Source organism: Rhizobium sp. WYCCWR 11128, from assembly GCF_013416305.1.
Taxonomy (GTDB): Bacteria; Pseudomonadota; Alphaproteobacteria; order Rhizobiales; family Rhizobiaceae; genus Rhizobium; species Rhizobium indicum.
This window is the reverse complement of record NZ_JACCEZ010000010.1, coordinates 93,117-110,732: the sequence shown is the minus strand read 5'-3', so window position 1 is coordinate 110,732 and position 17,616 is coordinate 93,117. Positions and strand designations below refer to the sequence as shown.

The window sequence follows — 17,616 nt, the reverse complement described above, 5'->3', positions numbered from 1 at the left end:
CATCTTAAGGCTGGGCTGAGGCAGGTCCTGCCTTATGTCCATTGCAAATCGCTAAGACCGAGTCTGGGGAAATGAAGAGAAATCTGCTGTCCGTCGCCGCGCTGCTCTTTGGCACGCTCTTCCTTTTCATGGGCAACGGCCTGCAGGGGATCCTGCTTCCCGTGCGCGGCAATCTCGAAGGCTACGCAACGACGACGCTCGGCCTGCTCGGCACTTCGTGGGCGGGGGGCTTCGTCATCGGCTGCTTGATTGCGCCGAAGATTGTGCGCCGCGTCGGCCATGTGCGTGCCTTTTCGGGGTTCATCTCGATCATCGCCATCATTGCGCTGGTCAGCGGTATCATCATCGATCCGGTCTGGTGGGTGGTCCTGCGCGCCGTCACCGGCTTCTCCACCGCCGGCACGTCGATGATCATTGAAAGCTGGCTGAACGAGCGTGCCAGCAACGAGAGCCGCGGCATGATCTTCTCGCTTTATATCGGCATCACACTCATCGGCGTCGTCGGCGGCCAGATGATGATCCCGCTCGAGGATGTGCGCACGCCGGTTCTCTTCATGATCTGCGGCATCTTCTATTGCATCGCCATGCTGCCGACGACGCTTTCAACCGCCGCTTCGCCACAGCCGCTGAAGGCGGTGCGCCTTGATCTGCCGGCGCTCTATCGCAACTCGCCGGTTTCCTGCCTCGGCATCCTGCTCGTCGGCATCGCCAACGGTGCCTACGGCACGCTCGGCGCCGTCTTCGGCGCCGGCGCCGGCCTCTCCGACACCAGCATCGCCGTCATGATGAGCGCCACCATCTTCGCCGGGGCGGTGATGCAGCTGCCGGCCGGTAGGCTTTCCGATCGCATCGACCGGCGTTACGTGCTCGCTGCCATGTCGGGGATCGCCGCCCTTGCCGGCCTGCTGATCTTTGTGCTCCACCCAACGTCCCCCGCCTTGCTGATCGGGCTCGTCGTCCTTTACGGCGCTGTGGCGAATACGCTCTATCCGATCGCCGTCGCCCACGCGAACGACTTCGCGGCGTCGGAGGATTTCGTCAAGGTCTCCGGCGGCTTGCTGCTGCTCTACGGCATCGGCACGGTGATCGGCCCGACGCTCAGCGGTCCCGTGATGTCGGCGATCAGTCCACATGCGCTTTTCTTGGTCACCGCCATCGCCCATGTGCTGATCACCGTTTATGCCATCATCAGGAGCCGCATCCGCGCCGCGGTCCCCGCCAGCGACCGCGACGCCTACACGACGATCCCGACCGGCACCTCGGCGATCCTGACGCCGCAAAGCATGTCGCTTGCCGATCGCGGCGCCGGCAAACCTCCCGAAACCGGAAAGTCTCCCGAAAGCGACGATCCTGCTGTAAAGTTTGGTTAGGCAGCGAACGGAGGACGAACCATGAGCTTCATCGATGATGACCGGCCGCAGAAGAAAGTCGCCCATGAGATCGGCGCCGATCTCTCCATGCTTTCGGTCGATGAATTGAAGGCGCGGGTGGAATTGCTGAAGACGGAGATCGCCCGTCTTGAGGCCGAGGCCGCCCGCAAAGCCTCCGGGCGGCAGGCGGCGGAAAGCTTCTTCCGCTCGTGATCCGATAAAAGCCCCGAAAAACAAGGCTATAGGCGGATAAAATAGCCCGCCTCAAGTCTTAATCCGGCACAATGTTAATAAAATATTAAGCTTTATAAGGTATTACTGTATTCATCCGGATTTCCTCTGGATCTCAGACAGTTTTCCAAGCGGTGAATTGGTCTGATTTTTCTCCCTGTTTTACCTTGAGAGCCGCGATTGCGGCTCTTCTTTTTCCTATGGCCGGCGCACTTCCACGAAACTGTGGAGATTAACCCTTTCTTAAGAAACGGCTTGCGCATTTGGGCTAATGATACCATCTTAAAGTCATAAAGACCGGGCCTGGAAACTTTTCCGTCGGTGCCGGCGTTACCTGAATATATGTAGCTGCGTGCGAACAGGGACTATTGCGATGTCGGAAGTTGGATTGAACACGATCAGTTTTGCAGGCCGCGCCGCTGCATCCTCGCAGTTCAAGGCACTTTATGCGGAAGGCATGTCGCTGGTCGAAGAGACTGCCGCCTATCTCGACGGTCAGGGCCGCGCCGCTTCCAAGGTTCTGCCGAGGATGGCCTCGGTTCTCTACGCTGCGGAATCAATGCGCCTTACCACCCGCCTGATGCAGATGGCCTCCTGGCTGCTGTTGCAGCGCGCCGTCAACAATGGCGAAATGTCACGTGACCAGGTGCTGGCCGAAAAGAACAAGGTTCGCCTCGACGGCTTCAACGTCGACCGCGCCGCACCCGGCTGGAGTGACCTGCCGGAATCCTTCCGCGACCTCGTCGAACGCTCGCTGCGTTTGCAGAACCGCATTGCCCTGCTCGACCGCGAGATCTACCGCCCGTCCGAAGCGGTGATCGTTCATGATAATCAGAACAGCGTCCAGGCCCAGCTTTCCCTGTTGCAGACAGCCTTCGGCAACAACTGACCAGATCTGCAAGAATTCGAATACGAACCGGCTGCGTCATACGCGGCCGGTTTTTTGTTCGCCGCTGAACGCCGACATCCCTACAGCGTCCCTTGCGCGTCCGAAAAGACGCGCGGCACTGTAAGCCGCTGCAAACGCAAAAAAGCCCGGCGAAACCGGGCTCTCTTCGAATTCCGTCGAGCAAAAGCGATTAGAGGCCGAGGCCGCCGAAGCGCTTGTTGAACTTGGAAACGCGGCCACCGCGGTCCATGAGCTGCTGGTTGCCGCCGGTCCAGGCCGGATGCGACTTGGAATCGATTTCGAGGTTCATGACAGCGCCTTCCGAACCCCAGGTCGAGCGGGTTTCGTACTCAGTGCCATCGGTCATGACCACCTTGATCATGTGATATTCGGGATGGATGCCTGCCTTCATAACAATCTTCCTGCGATACCGGAGTTCAATTTGCCGCATGCAGTTGCGGCCAACGAACCGATTGAATAAATGAAGCCGCAGTCGGATGGCTACGGCTTCCCATTAGGATGCGGTGCCTATACATGAAGGGCGCCTAGATAACAAGAGCCAACAGGCCGCATTGCGCGGGTCCTGCGGGCGATCGGAGACGATTTGGCAGAGCAGGCACGGGCTGAGGAAAACAAGAAGCGATCGCTGCGACCGCTCGGCAGGCTGACGCCCTATGTCATGCGCTATCGCGGCCTGGTGGCCGGTGCGCTGATGTCGCTGGCGCTTGCCGCCATCACCTCGCTGGCGCTGCCGCTCGCCGTGCGTCGCATGATCGATCACGGCTTCACCCAGTCCGACGGCCGCTTCATCAACAGCTACTTCGCCATGCTGATGGTCATGGCCATCGTGCTCGCGGTCGCCAGCGCGCTGCGCTATTATTTCGTCATCACCATCGGCGAGCGCATCGTCGCCGATCTTCGCCGCGATGTCTTTTCCCATGTGACAAGGCTGTCGCCCTCCTTCTTCGACGTCAATCAATCGGGTGAGATCGTCTCGCGGCTGACCGCCGATACGACGCAGATCAAGTCCGCTGTCGGCGCCACCGCCTCGGTGGCGCTCAGGAACTTCATCCTCTGTATCGGCGCCATGGGCATGATGATCGTCACCTCGCCGAAGCTTTCGAGCCTCGTCATCGGAGCGATTCCGCTGATCGTCTTCCCGCTCGTCGCCTTTGGCCGCTCGGTGCGCAAGCGCTCGCGCGCCGCCCAGGATACGCTCGCCGATGCCTCCGCCTTCGCCAACGAGACGATCGCCGCGACCCGCACCGTCCAGGCCTTCAACGGCGAGGATGCCGCAGCGACGCGTTACGGCAGCGCCGTCGAATCCGCCTATGAGGCTGCCCGCGCCGCCATCCGCTCGCGCGCGCTGCTGACGGGGATTGCCATCACGCTGATCTTCGGCAGCGTCGTCGCCGTTCTTTGGGTCGGCGCCCACAGCGTGCTTGCCGGTACGCTTTCGGCCGGCACGCTCGGTCAGTTCCTGCTCTATGCCGTCATCTCCGCCGGTTCGCTGGGCGCGCTGTCGGAGGTCTGGGGTGAGCTCTCGCAGGCAGCCGGTGCCGCAGACCGGCTGACCGAGCTTCTCGACGAGGTCTCGCCGATCACCGCTCCCGCCAGCCCCGAGCCGCTTCCTTCGCCCAGCCGCGGCCGTGTCGAATTCTCAGGCGTGCACTTTGCCTATCCCTCGCGCCCCGGCAAATCGGCGCTGCATGGCTTAAGCTTCGCGATCACGCCAGGTGAGACCGTCGCCATCGTCGGCCCTTCCGGTGCCGGCAAGAGCACCGTCTTTTCGCTGCTGCTGCGCTTCTACGATCCGCAGCAGGGCAGCGTGAAGATCGACGGTGTCGATGCGCAGCTGACGACGCCCGACGAGCTGCGCCAGCGCATCGCCATCGTGCCGCAAGATGTCACCATCTTTGCCGCCTCGATCCATGACAACATCGCCTTCGGCCGTCCCGGCGCCTCGCGTGACGAGGTCCGCGCCGCAGCTCTTGCCGCGCAGGCCGACGAATTCATCGCCCGGCTGGACCAAGGTTATGAGACCGAGGTCGGCGAACGCGGCATCACGCTCTCCGGCGGCCAGCGACAGCGCATCGCCATTGCCCGCGCCATCCTGAAGAACGCGCCCGTGCTGCTGCTCGACGAGGCAACCTCCGCACTTGACGCCGAAAGCGAAACGCTGGTGCAGAAGGCGCTTGACGGCCTGGTGGACGGCCGCACTACGCTCGTCATCGCCCATCGCCTGGCAACCGTGCTGAAGGCCGACCGCATTCTCGTCATGGATCAGGGCCGGGTCGTCGAAGAGGGCACGCATCAGAGCCTGATCCGTCACGGCGGCATCTATGCGCGGCTGGCGCGGCTGCAATTCGACGCCGCCAATGAGGATGTGCTCGCCGCCGCGAAATAGCCGGCGCGCACTTCTCCCGCCAACAGCGACTAAAGTCTGAACCCGCCGCGCTTCTCTGCGGTTGTCTTTCGCGCGTCCTGCCCTAACCTCTTCATTCCCCGGGGTGGGGATATTGCTGCTGAAATCCTTGGGAGGAGATAGGAATGGCGCTTTTCGATATGACGCGACGTACGGGCCTTGCGCTCGGTTTCGGTGCGCTTGCGGCCCTGGCCGTCGGCGCGTCTGCCGCTGCTGCGGATTTTCCCGATCGCGCGATCACTATGGTCGTGCCCTTCGCGGCCGGCGGCTCGACCGATGTCGTCGCCCGCATCGTCGCGCAGAAGATGTCGGAGGATCTCGGCCAACAGGTGATCGTCCAGAACGTCGCCGGCGCCGGCGGCAATCTCGGCGCCGGTAACGTCGCCCGCGCCGAACCGGACGGCTACACCATCCTGATGGGCACGGTCGCGACCCACGCCCTCAATCCGCTGATCCTGAAATCGACGCCCTATGACGCCGAAAAGGATTTCGCGCCGATCTCGCTGCTCGTCGTCGTGCCGAATGTGCTGGTCGTCAACCCGGAACTGCCGGCAAAGACCGTGCAGGAACTGGTCGCCCTGCTGAAGGCCGAGCCCGACAAATACAGCTACGCCTCATCGGGCAACGGCACGCCGTTGCATCTTTCCGGTGAACTCTTCAAGTCCATGGCCGGCGTCAGCATGCAGCACATCCCCTATAAGGGTGCCGGTCCGGCATTGAACGACGTCATCGGCAACCAGGTGCCGATCATGTTCGACAACCTGCCCTCCTCGTCGAGCCACATCAAGGCCGGCACTCTGCGGGCGCTGGCGGTGACCACGGCCGAGCGCGCGCCCTCGTTCCCAGACGTACCGACCGTCGCCGAGTCAGGCATTCCAGGTTACGAGACCTACACCTGGAACGCGCTTTTCGCCCCGGCCAAGACGCCGAGCGAGGTCGTGACGCGCCTCAACGCCTCGGCTAAAAAGGCGCTCGCCGACCCTGCCGTTGCGGAACGGATGAAGGAATTCAGCGCCACCATCGTCGGCTCGACGCCGGAGGAACTCGCCGCCCATGTGAAGGCCGAACTCGCCAAATGGGGACCGGTCGTCAAGGGCGCGAACATCCAGATGGAGTGATGCCGAGCATGATCCGCAAAGTGTGAGCGGTTTTCGGATGACGTCATGCTCTATTCTTTAAATGAGAACAGGATTCAGATTTTAGGCCGATCCGGCCTGAGATCATCCTGTTCTCGGGCATAGGCGCTGCCGCCCTCATTCGCTTGCGTCCAATAGAAACGGTGACAATTGGACGCTAAGCAACCCAATCCTGATTAAGGCAGTGGAAAAGCTCGCCATTTTGATCTAGCCTCCACTAAGCTGATGGTTGCAATTCAGCGTTTTGGGATTTTGGGAGACATCTATGTATAAATTCGAAGTCTATAAGGATAAGGCCGGCGAGTTCCGCTTCCGCTTCAAGGCATCGAACGGGGAAACCATGTTCCTGTCCGAAGGCTACAAGGCGAAGGCGTCCGCCGTGAGTGCCATCGAATCCATCAAGAAGAACACGCCAAGCGCCGAGGTCGTCGACCAGACGAAGGCCGAGTCCTGAGCAGACCGGCAGCGGCGGCGTGATTGCCGCCCTGCCCTTTCGCGCCCGTAAGCAGCGCCGGCGCCCTTGAGCCTGGCCCGCTTGCGATTTTCGGCGCCATTTTTCTTTTTCGCATATTTTTTTGAAAACCATGTCGAAACGACCGGTGGCCGCGCCTCATTGTTTCGGAACGGCCCCACCGCTCCGCCGGGCTTCACGGCTTTCGGGATATTGGTCCCGATATCGGCATGCCCGGATCAACGTCAGCAACGAGATCAGGAGTTTTCCATGCAATATGCTCTCATCATTCGCGAAGCCGCCGAGGATTTCGCCCGCCGTAGCGATCCCGCCTATCGCGACGGCTGGGTCGCCTACAGCCAGGCGCTCGCCCAGGCCGGGATCATGACCGGCGGCGCCGGGCTGACAGGCCCGGAGACCGGCACGATCGTGCGCCGCAAAGGCGAGGACCATGATGTTCAGGACGGTCCCTATCCGGAAGGCAAGGAACAGCTCGGCGGCTTCTATCTGATCGACGTTCCCGACATGGACACCGCGCTCGAATGGGCGACCCGCGTTCCGATCTCCGACAAGGGTTCGGTCGAGGTGCGCCCGCGCCTGCAGATGTGAGGCGGCAATGCAACCCGATGCCGGACGCGCTGCCGAAAAGGTGGCGCGTCAGTCCTACGGCAAGCTGATTGCCTTTCTCGCCGCCCGCTCGCGCGACGTGCCGGCGGCAGAGGATGCATTGTCGGCAGCGCTGGCTTCGGCCCTTCGCGTCTGGCCGGAACGCGGCGTTCCCGGCAATCCGGAAGCCTGGCTGCTGGTGGCTGCCCGCCGCAACCTCATGCAGGCGGCCCGCCATCGCACCGTCGAGGCCAATGCACAAACGACGATATCGGTCGCCTTCGAGGAGGCGGAGGAACGCATGAACGCGGCCGGCAGCGCCGTCTTTCCCGATGAGCGGCTGAAGCTGCTGTTTGCCTGCACCCATCCCGCCATCGACAGCTCCGTGCATACGGCGCTGATGCTGCAGACCGTTCTTGGCATCGAAGCAAAGATCATCGCCCGATCGTTCGTCGTCTCACCGGAGGCGATGAGCCAGCGGCTGGTGCGGGCCAAGGTGAAGATCCGCGATGCCGGCATTCCCTTCGCCGTTCCGCCTCGCCCCGCGTTGCCGGGGCGGTTGGCGGCGGTGCTTTCGGCGATCTACGCGGCTTACGGTCTCGGCTGGGACGGTCTTGACGGAGAGAACGAACGCCATTCGCTCGCCGGCGAAGCGATCTGGCTCGGCCGTGCGCTTCTGGCGGTGCTGCCGGACGAACCGGAAGCTGTTGGCCTGCTCTCGCTGATGCTTCACTGCGAAGCCCGCCGCAGCGCCCGGCGCGGCGGCGATGGCCGATATGTGCCGTTGGATGAGCAGGATACGACTGCGTGGAACGCGATCATGATTGCCGAGGCGGATGCGCTGCTGCGCAAGGCCGGCAGCTTCGACCGTTTCGGCCCCTTCCAGTGCCAGGCGGCGATCCAGTCCGTGCATGCGGCGCGCCGGCTATCGGGAACGACCGACTGGCAGGCGCTGACGACACTCTACGCAGCGCTGGTGATGATGAAGCCGACGCTGGGTGCGCGCGTCAGCCAGGCTGCGGTGATCGGCAGGGCCTCGAGCGCCGCTGCCGGGCTGGAGCAGCTCGACAAGCTCGATCCGCGCGACATCGCAAGCTACCAGCCCTACTGGGCGGTGCGTGCCTTTCTCCTGACCCAGGTCGGCGATCATACCGCGGCAGCCGATGCCTATATGACAGCAATCGGCCTCAGCGACAGCCCCGCCGTGCGCGATTTCCTCGCCGGCCGGCTAAAGGACGCGCGGCAGGCGATATGATGTTAATCACTTCTCGGTCAGCTTCAGCTCGATGCGGCGGTTGGTAGAGCGCGCATCCGGTGTATCGCCAGGCGCGATCGGCTGGAACTCGCCGAAGCCGGCGGCAACCAGCCGGTCGGCCGGCACGCCTTGTGCAATCAGGAATTTGACGACCGAAATCGCGCGCGCCGAGGAGAGTTCCCAATTGTCGCGATAGCGGCCAGTTCCGCCAAGCGGCACATTGTCGGTATGGCCATCGACGCGCAGCACCCAGTTGATCTCGGGCGGAATTTCTTTGGCGAGATCGAGAAGGGCGCTAGCAAGCTTCGCCATCTCGGTCTGCCCCTCCGGGTTGAGATCGGCGCCGCCCGAGGGAAACAGCACTTCCGATTGGAAGACGAACCGGTCGCCGACGATGCGGATATTCTCGCGGTCCGAGAGGATCTCGCGCAGACGGCCGAAGAAGTCGGAACGGTAGCGGTTCAGCTCCTGGACGCGTGCGGCGAGCGCCACGTTGAGGCGGCTGCCGAGGTCGGCGATCTTGGTCTGCGAGACCCGGTCTTTCTCCTCCGACGCCTGAAGGGCTGCTTCGACGGCGGCAATCTGGCTGCGAAGCGCTGCGATCTGCTGGTTCAGCAATTCGACCTGGCTGAGCGCCCGCTCGCTCACCTGCTTCTGCTCGTCGAGCTCCTGCGTCATCGAGCCGATCCGCTTCTGTGCCGCATCCTGACCGCCCGAACCGGCATTCAGCAGCGCCTGCAGCCGCGACCGGTCACCTTCGGCGCTGGCAAGCGAGGCCTGCAGATTGGCGACCGAATCCTGGAGATCCTGGTTGCTGCCCTTTTCGAGCGCGAGAAGCTGCGTCAATTCGTTGATCTGGCTGTTGAGGCGATTGAGCACCTCATCGCGTCCAGTGATCTCGCGGCTGAGGATGAACTGCCCGACGACGAAGACCGTCAGCAGGAACATGATGGAAATGAGCAGCGTCGACAGCGCGTCGACGAAACCCGGCCAGTAATCCACCGTGCGTTCGCGGCGCCGGTTGCGGGCAAGAGCCATGGCTTACTTGCCCTCGCTCTTTTCTGCCTGGCTGGCACGGTCGCGCAAACGCTCGCCCCTCTCACCTGCGCGCTCCTGCACGCCGATGCGTTCGGCAAGCCGGTCGAGCGTGCGTCGCATTGCCTTGGCCTCGTCCTGCTGTGCCTCGATCCAGTCGCGCAGCATCTGCTGCTCGTTGCGCATGTTCTTGACGAGACCCTGAATGCCTTCGGCAAGGCTCGCCATGGCAGCGACGGAGCGCTGGCTGCCGGCGCCGCCCTCTTCCGAGACCTTGCGCAGATAATCGGAGAGCGCGCGCATGTCGTCCGACGAAGCGCCGGAAACGGCGTCGAGAGCTGGGGCAAGATGATCGGAGCCGACATCCGTGACCGAGGAGAGCCAGTTTTCCAGCTCCATATAGAAGCGGTTTTGCGCGCGGCCGGCCTGCAGGTCGAGGAAGCCGAGAATGAGCGAACCGGAAAGGCCGAGCAGCGAGGAGGAGAAGGCCTGGCCCATGCCCGAAAGCGGCGTGGAAAGCCCTTCCTTCAGCGCCGAGAGCACGTCCCCGGTGCCGTTCGAGCCGGCATCGAGCGACTGGATGACAATGCTGATCGAACCGATCGTGCCGATGAGGCCCCAGAATGTGCCGAGCAGGCCGAGGAAGACCAAGAGGCCGATCAGGTAGCGCGAAACGTCGCGCGATTCGTCGAGGCGGCTGGCAATCGAATCGAGGATCGAGCGTAGCGCCGTCGTCGACAGCGACACTGCGGACTTGCGGCTGCCGAGCAGCGCCCGCATTGGCGCAAGCAGCCGCGGATTGCGGTTGACCTTGTCGACGCTGCCGGCGGCGCGGAACGAATTGAACCAGCGCACCTCGGGGCGAAGCGCCAGTACATGGTTGAAAACAAGGATGATTCCGACCGCGAGAACGCCGACGATCAGGCCGTTGAGGCCCGGATTGTGCATGAAGGCGGTCTGCGTCTGGCGGAAGAGGATGGCGGCGATAAAACCGACGATGACGAGGAAAAGCAGCATCGTCCAGAGGAAGGGCATGGGGCTCGAAAGCCTGTTGGCATAAATGCCCGCCGTCTTTTCGGTGGAGCCGATCTCCGCCACATTCACATTTTCCATAGGTTACGCAGCCTCCGGATTCCCTGCTGGCGGAGACTAGAACAACATTGTGCCGAATTGAAGTATGCCGGGGAGAAAACCGTGACTTTACAACAGCCAGATTTTCGTTCGGTCACTTGGCGGGAACCGGCCGCTTGACGACTTCGATCAGCGCCTTGTGGATAATCTCGTTGCCGGCGACGATCGTGCCGCTCTCGAGCATCGTTGCGCCACCGTCCCAGTCGGTGGCGAAACCGCCAGCTTCGCGGATGAGCAGGATGCCAGCCGCCATATCCCAGGGCGCAAGCTCCGCTTCCCAGAAACCGTCGAAACGCCCGGCCGCGACATAGGCAAGATCAAGCGTCGGCGAGCCCAGGCGCCGGATGCCTGCCACTTCGCCCATCACGTGGCGAAGCTCGACCAGGAACTTGCCGTGATTGCGCTTGCCGAGCGCCGGCACGCCACAGCCGATGACGCAATCCGACAGTGCCCGGCGCGCAGCGACGCGCAGGCGCCGGTCGTTGAGAAAGGCGCCGCCGCCACGCTCGGCGGTATAGAGTTCGTCGGTCGCCGGATTGAAGACGACGGCGGCAACGATCTCGCCATTGCGTTCGAGCGCGATCGAGACAGCGAAGGCTGGGATGCCGTGCAAAAAGTTCGTCGTGCCGTCGAGCGGGTCGACGATCCAGCGATGCGCGCCGTCGGTGCCCCTGATTTCCTCGCTTTCCTCGCCGAGGAAGCCATAGGTCGGACGCGCCTTGAGCAGCTCTTCCCTGACGATCTTTTCGGCCTTGCGGTCGGCGGTGGAAACGAAATCGCCCGGTCCCTTCACGGAAACCTGCAGGTTCTGCACTTCGCCGAAATCACGTCCCAGCGACTTTCCTGCCTTGAGGGCAGCCTGAACCATGACATTGAGAAGAGCTGAACGGGCCATCGGCGCATTTTTCCTTGGGACTGATACGGGGCGCGCGCGCTGCCAGGGGCGGGAAGTGTCCCTGAACATGCATGACAGGCAGCGCTGCGAAGATTGGCGGCCTCAAGACCACAAAATCAGGGAAATTTCAAGGGGAGGCGCGCATGGCTGCCCTGCGGTGCCAGAAACCATTAATTTTATTCTGGACAGATCAGTCCAATAAGAGTAGAAGCCTCGTCATGGCACGACACAAGGAATTCGATCGCGACACCGCCCTTCATGCCGCCATCGGCGTATTTTCCGAGCACGGCTATGAAGGCACCTCGACCGAGGAATTGCTGACGGCGATGAAGATCAGCCGGCAAAGCATGTACGACACCTTCGGCGACAAGCGCGGCCTCTATCTGGAAGCGCTGAAGCGCTACAATGTGGAGAGCATCGACAACATCATCGCCGATCTTCGCCGCGAAGGCCGGCCGATCGAGGCGCTGGAAGGCGCTCTTGTCGCCTTCGCCTCGCGTCCCGCTGCCGAAGCGCGGCGCGGCTGCCTCGGTGTCAGCGCCATCTGTGAATTCGGCCGCACCGATGCCGAGGTCGCAGCTCTTACCGACAGCGCCGGCCACGCGCTTCACGCGGCGATCGAGAGCCTTCTCGCGGAGGCTCGCAGGACCGGAGATCTCGCAACAGATATCGATATCGCCGACGCCATTCCGTTTCTCGGCGCTGCCCTGTCGGGCATGAAAGTCAGCGCCCGAAACGGCGCCCCACCCGCGACGCTACGCGGTATCGCACGCATGGCAATCAGAAGCCTCCGCTGACGAAGGGACAACTCCGAACCGGCCTTTCCATGCACAATTCTAGACTGATCTATCCAAAAACAAAGGAAACCTGCATGTCTCAACCCCTTTCCACCAAGATCGCCCTCGTTACCGGCGGCTCACGCGGCATCGGTGCCGCCATCGTCCGAAGGCTCGCCGCCGACGGCGCCGCCGTCGCCTTCACCTATTCCAGCTCGGAGCACAAGGCGAAGGCGATCGTCGCCGAATTGGAGGCTGCCGGCGGCAGGGCGCTAGCGATCCGGGCCGACAGTGCCGACGCGAAAGCCGTGCAGGATGCTGTCGCGCTGACAGCCGAGACCTTTGGCGGTCTCGACATTCTCGTCAGCAATGCCGGGATTCTCATCCTCAACCCGCTCGACGACTATTCGCTCGAAGATTTCGACCGGATGTTCGCCATTAATGTCCGCGCTGCCTTCGTCGGCATCCAGGCAGCGGCAAGACATATGAAGGAAGGCGGCCGCATCATCACCATCGGCAGCGTCACCGCCGATCGCAGCGGCTTTCCGACCTCCGCAGTCTACAGCATGACGAAGGGCGCGATCGCCTCGATGACCCGCGGCCTCGCCCGCGATCTCGGCCCACGCGGCATCACCGTCAACAACATCCAGCCCGGCCCGACGGCGACCGACATGAACCCCAATGAGGACGATCATGAGCGCCTCAAGCCGCTGATGGCGCTTGGCCGCCTGGGTGAGGACCGCGAGATCGCCGGTCTCGCCGCCTATCTCGTCAGTGCCGAGGCCGCCTTCGTCACCGGCACCAGCCTGACGATCGACGGCGGTTATCTCGCCTGAATACAGAACTTGACGGCTATGATCAAAAGCCGGCGGCATCGTGCGATACCGCCGGCTTCAGCCGGTTCCCTTGAAACCGACTTAAAACTTCTGTTGTGTCATCAGCACTTCGCGAGCGATCTGATCGAGCGGCAGAATACGGTCGACGCCGCCTTTGGCGATCGCCTCCTTCGGCATGCCGAAAACAACGGAACTCGCCTCGTCCTGCGCCACTGTGTAGGCGCCGGCCTGATGCATTTCCAGCATGCCGCGCGCGCCGTCGTCGCCCATGCCGGTCATGATGATCCCCATGGCGTTCGAGCCGGCCGAGCGCGCCGCCGAGCGGAAGAGCACGTCGACGGAAGGCCGGTGTCGCGACACCAGCGGCCCGGTCTTGACGCTCACATAGTAGCGCGCACCCTGGCGTTCGAGCAGCATGTGTTTGTCGCCTGGCGCGATCAGCACATGGCCGCGCAGCACCGGATCGCCATCGACGGCTTCCTTGACCTCGACCTCGCAGAGCCCGTTCAGCCGCTTGGCGAAGGCGGCAGTAAATTTCTCCGGCATATGCTGGACGATCACCATGCCAGGTGCATTGGCCGGCAGTTCCTCCAGGAACTCGCGCAGCGCTTCGGTGCCGCCGGTGGAGGCGCCGACGCAGACGACCATCTCGGTCGTCTTCGCCATGGCCCGCCCCGTCGGCGGCGGCAGCATCACATCCGCCGTCAGCTTCTTGGCCGGCCCTTCCACTGAGGCCGAGCGGATCGTTCCGGCGGCGCGGCGGACGTTGGAAAGCCGTGCATGCGAAGCGCTCTTGACGACTTCGCGAATACGCATCGCGTCGTCGGAAAGGCTGTCGGCGGCGCCGATCTTCGATTTCAGGATGACGTCGACGGCTCCGGCCTCCAGCGCCTGGAGCAGTGTTTCCGAACCCGCTTCCGTCAGCGACGAACACATCACGACAGGGATCGGCCGCTGCGACATCAGCTTGCGCAGGAAGGTGATGCCATCCATGCGCGGCATCTCCACGTCGAGCGTGATGACATCGGGGATCTCTTCCTGGAGCTTCCGCGCCGCCATGAACGGGTCGGATGCGACCGCCATGATCTCGATATCGGGATCCTGCTCCAGCACATGGGTCAGCGTCTGGCGGATGCTGGCGGAATCGTCGATGATGAGAACGCGGATTTTCTTAGCCATGAATACCCCTAATGCATGCCGTCCAGAAGTGCGCAGCGGTTTTGGGATGACGCGATGCGCTTTAGATACGCTGAAACACCGTATTCGAGACCTGCTTCAACGGCAGATCGAAGCCGGTGATCGATTCGGAGTGACCGATAAACATGTAGCCGCCCTTCGCCAGGCAGTCACAGAGGCGGTTGAGAACACCGGCCTGAGTCTGCTTGTCGAAGTAGATTAGCACGTTGCGGCAGAAGATGACGTGCATCGGTTCGCCGATCGCGTATTTCTCGTCCATCAGGTTCATGCGGGCAAAACCGATCTTGCTACGCAATCTCGGCGTGATGCGCACCTCCCGCCGACCCGGCTGCTTGGCCGTCAGCACGTATTTGCGCTGCAGGTCGCGCGGCACGGGTGCGATCAAATCTTCCGGATAGATGCCACGGCGCGCCGTCTGCAGCACGTCGGTGGAAAGGTCGGTCGCCAGCACGCTGTAGGAAACGTCGTTGCGGCCTTCGGCGAATTCTGCCAGCACCATAGCCATCGTGTAGGGTTCCGCCCCCGTCGAGCAGGCCGAACTCCAGGTACGGATGGTCCGCACGCCGCTGTTGGCGATCGCCGGCAACGCCACGCTCTGCAGATAGTCGAAATGCTTGGCTTCGCGGAAGAAGTCGGTCTTATTCGTCGTCACGACGTCGATCAGGTAGACGGTTTCCTGGGCGAGGCCATCCTCATTGAACAGGAAGTCGCAATAATCGTCGAAGGTCGAATGGTTGGTTGCGCGAAGGCGGCGCCTCAACCGCCCTTCGAGCATCGTCAGCTTGGTCGGCGGCATCTTGATGCCGCTATAATCGTAGATGAACCGGGCAAGCTTGTCGAAATTGCGCTTGCTGATCCGGTCGCCCGGCAATTGGGTTTCCACCGCTGCTGCCATACCCATAGAACGCACTACTCCAGGTTGATACGCGGTCAGGCCGCTGATTGCAGTGCCGAGGCGTCCTCGCGCGACAGCAACCGTGCAAGATCGATGATGACGACGAAGCCGTTTTCACGGCGAACGACGCCGGCGATATAGTCCGAGCGCCAGCGCACGCCGATATCGGGCGCCGCCTCGATCTGCTCGCGACGGAACGGTGTGACCTCGAAGACGCGGTCGGCGACGAGGCCGAGGGTCAGAAGCCGGCTTTCCATCGGCACGTCGAGCACGAGCACCCGCGTGTGCGGCGTCGGCACGGTTTTCGTCATGCCGAGCTTCAAACGAAGATCGATCGTCGGCACACCCTGCCCGCGCACATCGCGCAGGCCGAGCAGATAGTCAGGACCATTCGGAATCTTGAAAGCTTCCGCATAGTCGAGGATTTCCCGTACGACCTCAACCGGCACGGCGAAAATCTCGTCGCCGAGGCTGAAGGTCACGAATTGCGCTTCCAGAGATGTCGTGGCCATGATCATGCGCTTTCCTTGAATTCGGCGTCCCCATCATCGGGACCACCCATCGAGAGATCGAGAGCGAAGCCTTTCGCCCGAGCCTGCTGGCCGGCAACGCTGTTGGCAGCCGGCTTCTTGGGCATAGGCTTGCGGCCGGCGGCGGAAGCCGGGCTGCGGACCGTGACCTTGGCGGCCGGCACGCGATGCAGGCGATTGCTTGCCGTATCGACTTTAAAGAAGGCGATCGACGTCTGCAGTTCTTCCGCTTGGGTCGCAAGCTCTTCCGATGTCGCAGACATCTGCTCGGAAGCACCGGCATTCTGCTGCGTCACCTTGTCGAGCTGCTGGATCGCTTCATTGATCTGCGAGGCGCCGATATCCTGCTCGCGGCAGGCGGCACTGATCTCGGAAACCAGTTCCGCCGTCTTGCGGATATCGGGCACCAGCCGGCCGAGCATGTCGCCGGCTTCCTGCGCGGCCTTGACCGTATCGCCCGACATAGAGCTGATTTCGGCGGCCGCCGACTGGCTGCGTTCGGCAAGCTTGCGCACCTCCGAGGCGACGACCGCAAAACCCTTGCCGTGTTCCCCCGCACGCGCGGCTTCGACGGCAGCGTTCAAAGCCAGCAGATCGGTCTGGCGGGCGATTTCCTGGACGATGCCGATCTTCTGGGCAATCGTGCGCATGGCGTCGACAGCACGCGTCACCGCTTCACCGCTCATCTCCGCGTCCTTGGCCGACTGGCGGGCGATCTTTTCGGTCTGGGCGGCGTTATCGGCGTTCTGCTTGATGTTGGCGGCCATCTCTTCCATCGAGGCAGAAGCCTCTTCGGCGGAAGCCGCTTGTTCGGTAGCGCCCTGCGACACCTGCTCGGAGCTCGAGGAGAGTTCCTGGCTGCCGGCCGAGACATTTTCTGCGGCAGCGGCCGCGTCGGAGACAACCCCGCGCAGGCGCTCGACCATCTGCTCGAGCGCAATGCCCAACGCATCCTTGTCGGAGAGCGGCTTCGGAGACACCGTCAGGTCGCCGTTTGCGATCTGATTGGCGATCTCCGCGGTGTTGCGAAGATTTTCCGTCATGACGTTGATCGTGTTCACGAGATCCTTGATCTCGTCGTTGCTCTTGATCTCGACCTTCTGGTTCAGGTCACCGATGGCGACGGCGCTGGCAACGTTCATGATCTTGCGCAGGCCGCTGTTGACGCCGAGCGCGATCCATAGCGCAGCAGCGAACGCGATGACGGAAGCGCCGACAGCGATACCGATCAGCATGTTCTTTGTCGAACTATAAAGAATGTCGGTGTCGTCATCGGCTTGCGTCATCGACTTCTGCTGAAGCGCGACGAGCGTCTCGAAAACCTCTTCCAGTTCCACGACGAGGACGCGGACCTCTCCCGACGAAAGCGCCGCCGCCCCTGCCCTGTCGCCGCTTTCCTGGATGGAGGCGACCTTGTTGGAGCTCTCATTGAAGCGTTTGGCAAGCTCAACCAGCCTGTCCCAAGTGGGTTTGCCCTCGGTGGTTGCGAGCTGTTGGCCGCCCGTGGCGAAGGCCACCATTTCATCCAGGCTCTTCGCCGAGTTCTGGTAGTCCTTCCTGGCCACTTCGGGATCCATTTCCAGAAGGGCATTCTTCTGCCAGCGAACGGCATTAAGCTCGGCAGTCTTTGCCTCCAGAGCCAGTTCCAGCCTTTTTGCAGGACCTGAAACAAGGTTGCCGACAGCATTGTTCAGGGAACTGAGGCTGATGATTCCATAGACCGCGCTGCCTACCAGCAGCAGTATGACAAAGCCGAATGCGGCTGCGAGCTTAAGTTTGATCGTAATACGCATCTCAATATACCTCTCCGAGAGCGAAGCAATAAAATGGGGTCCAGGGGCGCGCGGCATCATGCAGCAAAGAAATTCGAGTAGGCAAAGACATGCCACGGAAGGAAATTGGCGGACTTCCGTGCCGGCACGCGAGCGCCGGAGTGTGCGTCGTGGGCCAGGCTGGCT

At 62.4% G+C, this 17,616-nt stretch carries 18 protein-coding genes; 10 read left to right on the top strand and 8 right to left on the bottom strand.

All coding sequences use genetic code 11. From position 1 onward, the window contains the following. The first annotated feature begins 71 nt into the window (after nt 1-71). The 3 genes from HX898_RS25840 to HX898_RS25830 all read left to right on the top strand — a co-directional run bounded on the left by HX898_RS25840 (nt 72) and on the right by HX898_RS25830 (nt 2,490). Nucleotides 72-1,370: an MFS transporter gene (locus tag HX898_RS25840; protein ID WP_180196174.1), complete on the top strand. Its 1,299-nt coding sequence runs from the start codon at nt 72-74 to the stop codon at nt 1,368-1,370. Nucleotides 1,371-1,391: 21 nt separating this feature from the next. Further along, nucleotides 1,392-1,583, top strand: coding sequence for a DUF1192 domain-containing protein (locus tag HX898_RS25835; protein ID WP_003542803.1), 192 nt, complete (start codon nt 1,392-1,394; stop codon nt 1,581-1,583). A 391-nt stretch (nt 1,584-1,974) separates the two neighbouring features. Next, nucleotides 1,975-2,490 (top strand): DUF1465 family protein, encoded by a 516-nt coding sequence (locus HX898_RS25830; RefSeq protein WP_003566411.1) that lies wholly within the window; start codon nt 1,975-1,977, stop codon nt 2,488-2,490. A gap of 190 nt (nt 2,491-2,680) precedes the next feature. Here HX898_RS25830 and rpmE read toward each other — a convergent pair whose 3' ends face one another. Then, nucleotides 2,681-2,902, bottom strand: coding sequence for a 50S ribosomal protein L31 (gene rpmE / locus HX898_RS25825; RefSeq protein ID WP_003542805.1), 222 nt, complete (start codon nt 2,900-2,902; stop codon nt 2,681-2,683). Nucleotides 2,903-3,094: 192 nt separating this feature from the next. Between rpmE and HX898_RS25820 the strand changes: the two genes are divergently transcribed. The 5 genes from HX898_RS25820 (at nt 3,095) to HX898_RS25800 (ending at nt 8,363) form a co-directional block, all read left to right on the top strand. Beyond that, entirely contained in the window at nt 3,095-4,897 is a 1,803-nt protein-coding gene (locus HX898_RS25820) for an ABC transporter transmembrane domain-containing protein (protein ID WP_180196173.1), read from the top strand. Nucleotides 4,898-5,040: 143 nt separating this feature from the next. Continuing rightward, entirely contained in the window at nt 5,041-6,033 is a 993-nt protein-coding gene (locus HX898_RS25815; protein WP_017989364.1) for a tripartite tricarboxylate transporter substrate binding protein, read from the top strand. Between the two features lie 283 nt (nt 6,034-6,316). Beyond that, the gene (locus tag HX898_RS25810; protein WP_064651210.1) at nt 6,317-6,505 is read left to right on the top strand and encodes a YegP family protein; all 189 of its coding nucleotides are present in this window, start codon (nt 6,317-6,319) and stop codon (nt 6,503-6,505) included. Nucleotides 6,506-6,772: 267 nt separating this feature from the next. Then, nucleotides 6,773-7,111, top strand: coding sequence for a YciI family protein (locus HX898_RS25805; protein ID WP_138333410.1), 339 nt, complete (start codon nt 6,773-6,775; stop codon nt 7,109-7,111). A 7-nt stretch (nt 7,112-7,118) separates the two neighbouring features. Beyond that, on the top strand, nt 7,119-8,363 hold the full coding sequence (locus tag HX898_RS25800; RefSeq protein WP_138333408.1) for a DUF6596 domain-containing protein: 1,245 nt from the start codon (nt 7,119-7,121) through the stop codon (nt 8,361-8,363). 6 nt (nt 8,364-8,369) lie between these two features. On the opposite strand, the gene HX898_RS25795 is transcribed toward HX898_RS25800, so the two are convergent. The 3 genes from HX898_RS25795 to HX898_RS25785 form a co-directional block, all read right to left on the bottom strand. Then, nucleotides 8,370-9,401: a peptidoglycan -binding protein gene (locus tag HX898_RS25795; RefSeq protein ID WP_138333406.1), complete on the bottom strand. Its 1,032-nt coding sequence runs from the start codon at nt 9,399-9,401 to the stop codon at nt 8,370-8,372. Nucleotides 9,402-9,404: 3 nt separating this feature from the next. Continuing rightward, nucleotides 9,405-10,511, bottom strand: a complete 1,107-nt coding sequence (locus tag HX898_RS25790; protein ID WP_138333405.1) for a flagellar motor protein MotA — start codon at nt 10,509-10,511, stop codon at nt 9,405-9,407. Nucleotides 10,512-10,623: 112 nt separating this feature from the next. Further along, nucleotides 10,624-11,424, bottom strand: a complete 801-nt coding sequence (locus tag HX898_RS25785) for an inositol monophosphatase family protein (RefSeq protein ID WP_138333404.1) — start codon at nt 11,422-11,424, stop codon at nt 10,624-10,626. A gap of 218 nt (nt 11,425-11,642) precedes the next feature. Between HX898_RS25785 and HX898_RS25780 the strand changes: the two genes are divergently transcribed. Next, entirely contained in the window at nt 11,643-12,221 is a 579-nt protein-coding gene (locus tag HX898_RS25780; protein WP_138333403.1) for a TetR/AcrR family transcriptional regulator, read from the top strand. Nucleotides 12,222-12,295: 74 nt separating this feature from the next. Beyond that, nucleotides 12,296-13,036 (top strand): 3-oxoacyl-ACP reductase family protein, encoded by a 741-nt coding sequence (locus HX898_RS25775; RefSeq protein WP_138390945.1) that lies wholly within the window; start codon nt 12,296-12,298, stop codon nt 13,034-13,036. Nucleotides 13,037-13,117: 81 nt separating this feature from the next. Here the strand turns inward: HX898_RS25775 and HX898_RS25770 are convergent, their stop codons facing one another. From HX898_RS25770 to HX898_RS25755, 4 genes are all read right to left on the bottom strand, one after another. Continuing rightward, nucleotides 13,118-14,215 (bottom strand): chemotaxis response regulator protein-glutamate methylesterase, encoded by a 1,098-nt coding sequence (locus HX898_RS25770; RefSeq protein WP_003542816.1) that lies wholly within the window; start codon nt 14,213-14,215, stop codon nt 13,118-13,120. Between the two features lie 61 nt (nt 14,216-14,276). Beyond that, the gene (locus tag HX898_RS25765) at nt 14,277-15,134 is read right to left on the bottom strand and encodes a CheR family methyltransferase (protein WP_180196172.1); all 858 of its coding nucleotides are present in this window, start codon (nt 15,132-15,134) and stop codon (nt 14,277-14,279) included. 29 nt (nt 15,135-15,163) lie between these two features. Beyond that, a complete protein-coding gene (locus HX898_RS25760) occupies nt 15,164-15,646 on the bottom strand; it encodes a chemotaxis protein CheW (protein WP_003542818.1) in 483 nt (160 codons plus the stop codon). Next, a complete protein-coding gene (locus HX898_RS25755; RefSeq protein WP_180196171.1) occupies nt 15,643-17,451 on the bottom strand; it encodes a methyl-accepting chemotaxis protein in 1,809 nt (602 codons plus the stop codon). Before HX898_RS25755 ends, HX898_RS25760 begins: the two co-directional genes overlap by 4 nt. Nucleotides 17,452-17,616 lie beyond the last annotated feature (165 nt).